The 3,729-nt window shown below is 45.4% G+C and carries 4 protein-coding genes and 1 pseudogene; all 5 read left to right on the top strand.

The window, feature by feature from the left end; translation table 11 throughout:
- Window positions 1-331, top strand: a pseudogene (locus Q0314_RS08395) (hypothetical protein); the annotation flags it as partial.
- 153 nt (window positions 332-484) lie between these two features.
- Window positions 485-904: a PepSY domain-containing protein gene (locus Q0314_RS08390; protein WP_298058206.1), complete on the top strand. Its 420-nt coding sequence runs from the start codon at window positions 485-487 to the stop codon at window positions 902-904.
- A gap of 114 nt (window positions 905-1,018) precedes the next feature.
- The gene (locus Q0314_RS08385; RefSeq protein WP_298058204.1) at window positions 1,019-1,762 is read left to right on the top strand and encodes a hypothetical protein; all 744 of its coding nucleotides are present in this window, start codon (window positions 1,019-1,021) and stop codon (window positions 1,760-1,762) included.
- Between the two features lie 39 nt (window positions 1,763-1,801).
- Complete coding sequence (locus Q0314_RS08380) at window positions 1,802-2,461, top strand: response regulator transcription factor (RefSeq protein ID WP_298058202.1); 660 nt, start codon at window positions 1,802-1,804, stop codon at window positions 2,459-2,461.
- Window positions 2,445-3,729: HAMP domain-containing sensor histidine kinase (locus Q0314_RS08375; RefSeq protein WP_298058200.1), on the top strand; the 1,285-nt coding region annotated here is incomplete at its 3' end. The genes Q0314_RS08380 and Q0314_RS08375, both read left to right, overlap by 17 nt.

Below are 3,729 nucleotides of genomic sequence, written 5' to 3'. Positions count from 1 at the left end.
AGCGAAATTTAGAGGCTCTTATATCTACATAGATACAAATTTTAAGAGATTTAACGAGCCGATTTTCGCCCTTGCTATGGCGCAGTACTTAAGGTATATCAGCCTAACGCCGTTTTTAGATGAACTATGTTTTAAGGCTCTAGACGAGCAGCTAAATATAATCTCTAAAGTAGTTAAAGACTACTACCAAAAGACGAAATCGCTGCCTGTTTTTGGCGAGATAACGGGCTTTAAGCTCTACTTTCTAGGCAAGACCTATACTCTTGATACTAACGGAAATTTTATACAAAAAGAGATTTTTGAATCGGTAGCGACGTTAAATTTTAAATGAGAATTAGGGCTGATTTTATGGCGTCATTGTGCATGGATATATTAAATTTAGAAATTTTTTCAAAAACTCATCTTATTCATCCTAGCTTCATTTAAGACTTTTATAATGCGCTCATCCAAACGAAAGTTGGAAATCAAAACAAAAGGATCAGAAATGACAAAGTTATTAGGCGCAGCGGTTTTAGCGGCGGTTTTAGGTGCGACGAGCTTGCAGGCTATCACGTCCAAGGAGGCTTTAAACATCGCGGAGAAAAATTTCCCGGGCTCAAAGATCAAGGATATATCAATGGATGTTAAAAAAGGGGCGACTTTTTATGAGATAGAGTCTTTTAAAGACAATCAAAAACAAGAGATCAAAATCGACGCCGCAAGCGGGCAGATCGTAAAACAAGAGGTTAAAAACAAAAAATTTATATTGCCAAACGAGGCGATAGACTTTTCAAAGTTCGCTCTTAGCATCGACGAGGCCGCAGATAAGGCGCTAGCGCTTGAGGCTGGCTGGAGCCTTGATGAGGCCGATCTTGAGAATAAAAACGGCGTTTGGATCTACGAGGTCGAGCTTAAAAAGGCATGAGCGAGAAAAAGGTGATAATAAACGCTCAAACAGGCGAAATTATCGGCAACTACACGAAGTGATTTTATGCGCCCGAGTAGCTTCGGGCGCCGAAATTTAGGCAAAGGAAAAAAGATGAGCAAAAATACGAATCAAAATTTAGATGAGAAAACTAGCGGGCGAAATTCGGAGGAAAATTTGAGCGCGAATTTTAACGAAAACGCGGATGAAAATTTAAACGCAAACGTCGGTGTAAATTTAGACGATAGCGCGAGCGTGGCGAGCAAAAGCACTCTAAATTTAGATGAAAACGGCGAGGAAAGCACGGTTGAAAATCTAAACCGAATTTTAGATGAAAGCGCCGAGCGAAATTCCGGCGAAAGCGGGGCGGAGCAGGGCTACAAAAATTTAGATCAAAACGCGAGCAAGGTAGGCGAAAGCGCGGAAAAAATATGCGTGGGCGCTCCGAAATGCAAAGCGCAAAATTTATTTAAAAAAGCGCTCGAAATTTCGCTGCAAAGCGCAGCCAGCGCACTAGTTTGTGCCGGCAGGGCAGGGCTGTGGCTTGCAGATACCGCAAGCGAGCTAAAAGACGAAGCGCAAAAAGCGCAGCTTTCAAAAATAAACGAGGAGCAGGCGAAATTTGACGGTGCGCAGATCATCTCGCGCGCCATTATCAAGGAGATCGTCGCAAACCGCCTAAAAACGGACGCAAGCGGGATAGAATTCGGCCAAATTTATCTAGTCAAAAGACATGCTTCGGGCTTGCGGGGCGACGAGTATTTTTATGAAGCAAAGGCCAAATCTAACGGCTTTTCGTATGATTTTAAGATCGCGGCGAGGGGCGGCGAAATTTTAAAGCTGAAAATCAAAAGTTAAATTTGATAAAATAGCGGGCAAAATTTAAAAAGGGCGGAGATGAAAATTTTAGTCGTCGAAGATGAAATTGACCTAAACAACGTGATCGTAAAACACCTCAAAAAAGACGGATATAGCGTCGATAGCGCGTTTAACGGCGAGGAGGCGATGGACTTTACCGCCGTGGCGCGCTACGATCTCATCGTGCTTGATATTATGATGCCGGTGATGGACGGACTTACGTTTTTGCAAAAATTGCGCGCCGCAAAGCTTGCGACTCCCGTACTGATACTGACGGCAAAGGATGAGGTGGATGACGTCGTAAAAGGACTCGATGCGGGCGCGGACGATTATTTGGTTAAGCCCTTTGATTTTAAGGAGCTGCTGGCAAGGGCGCGCACGCTCATTCGCCGAAACAACGGTAGCGCCGCTAATGAAATTTACGCAGGCGAGTTAAAGATCGATCTTTCTAAAAAATCGGTCGAACTTGGCGGGCAAAACATCGAGCTAACGGGCAAAGAGTATGAAATTTTAGAGTTTTTGATGCTAAATAGGGGCAGAATTCTAACCCGCGATCAGATCAAAGAGCACGTTTGGGACTTCGACTACACGGGCGGCTCAAACGTCATCGATGTGCTTATTAAAAATATAAGAAAGAAGCTCGGCGAGTGCGAAATAATCCAAACCAAAAGAGGGCTCGGCTATGTTATTAAGGATTAAACGCTCTCTCGCAAATATCCCCATCACGGCGCGCGTGACGCTTTGGTATTCGTTTTTTATCCTCGTTATCGTAGCCGCTTTAATTGCTATTTCGGCGGTCGCGGCGGATGAAATTTTTGAGGACGTAAGTCAAAAAAAGCTAGCCAAATCGGTCGCTAAAATCGCTAGCGATATGGAAGAATTCAAGCCCTACGATGACGGGATATTTTTCATAAAATACAGCGCAAACGGTGACGTGACAGGCGGTCTAGCGCCTAAAAATTTTGAAACTTCGCTGAAAATGGACGGCGGCGAAGTGCGGCTTTATGAAAACGGCGAAACCCGCTTTTACTACTACGACGCCGCGACCGAGGATCAGGGAGTCTGGATCAGAGGCGTGATAAGCGCAGATGGGTTTTTTAAAAAAGAGGGGCTGTTTTTGCTGGCTCTGGCCCTGCTCGTGCCGATCCTCTTCGCCTTCGTGCTTTACGGAGGCTACAAGACGATAAAAAACGCGATGAAACCGGTCGCTGCGATGTCTAAAACCGCCCTTGAGATCGGCGCTAGCAAGGACTTTTCAAAGCGAATCGAGCTGCCTGCGGGCAAAGACGAGCTGCACGCGCTTGCGAGCGTATTTAATTCGATGCTGGATTCTCTCGAAAAGGTCTATCAAAACGAAAAGCAGCTCACCTCCGACGTCTCTCACGAGCTGCGCACGCCGGTGTCCGTCATCATAGCCGAGAGCGACTACGCCGCAAGCTACGCGCAAAATTTAAACGAAGCCAAGGAGTCACTGGAAGTCATCGCCAGGCAGTCAAAGAAGATCGCCTCGCTGATAGATCAAATTTTGGAGCTCTCAAAGCTGGAATCGGGCGGAAATTTAACGCTAAAGCGCGTGAGCTTAAGCTCTATTTTGCAAAATCTCGCCAGAGACTACGAAAAACTGGCCGAACTCAAAGGGATAAAATTTAGCCGCGACATAGCGCCAAACGTTGAAATTTTGGGTGACGAACTTATGATTTCGCGGCTAGCGGATAACTTTTTAAGCAACGCTTTAAAATTTACCGCGAGCAAAATCGAGCTAAGATTAAGCGCAACCAAAACGCACGCGCTACTATCTGTAAAAGACAATGGCGCTGGCATCTCGCAAAAAGATAGCGAGCTAATCTGGAATAAATTTTATCAAGCCGAGGGTTCAAGAAATAAAAGCTTAAACGCAGGTAGCGGCCTTGGTCTAGCCATCGCGGCAAATATCGCCAAAATCCACGGCGCAAAGCTCGGAGTAAAGA

This window comes from uncultured Campylobacter sp. (assembly GCF_938040115.1).
In the GTDB taxonomy this organism is placed as follows: domain Bacteria; phylum Campylobacterota; class Campylobacteria; order Campylobacterales; family Campylobacteraceae; genus Campylobacter_A.
The sequence above is the reverse complement of the archived record's forward strand: the minus strand, read 5'-3'. Positions and strand labels throughout refer to the sequence as shown.

What these genes read in the sequence shown, in the direction of transcription:
- Q0314_RS08390 (WP_298058206.1), top strand. Translation starts at nt 485, where the DNA reads ATGACAAAGTTATTAGGCGCAGCGGTTTTAGCGGCGGTTTTAGGTGCG.
- Q0314_RS08380 (WP_298058202.1), top strand. Translation starts at nt 1,802, where the DNA reads ATGAAAATTTTAGTCGTCGAAGATGAAATTGACCTAAACAACGTGATC.
- Q0314_RS08385 (WP_298058204.1), top strand. Translation starts at nt 1,019, where the DNA reads ATGAGCAAAAATACGAATCAAAATTTAGATGAGAAAACTAGCGGGCGA.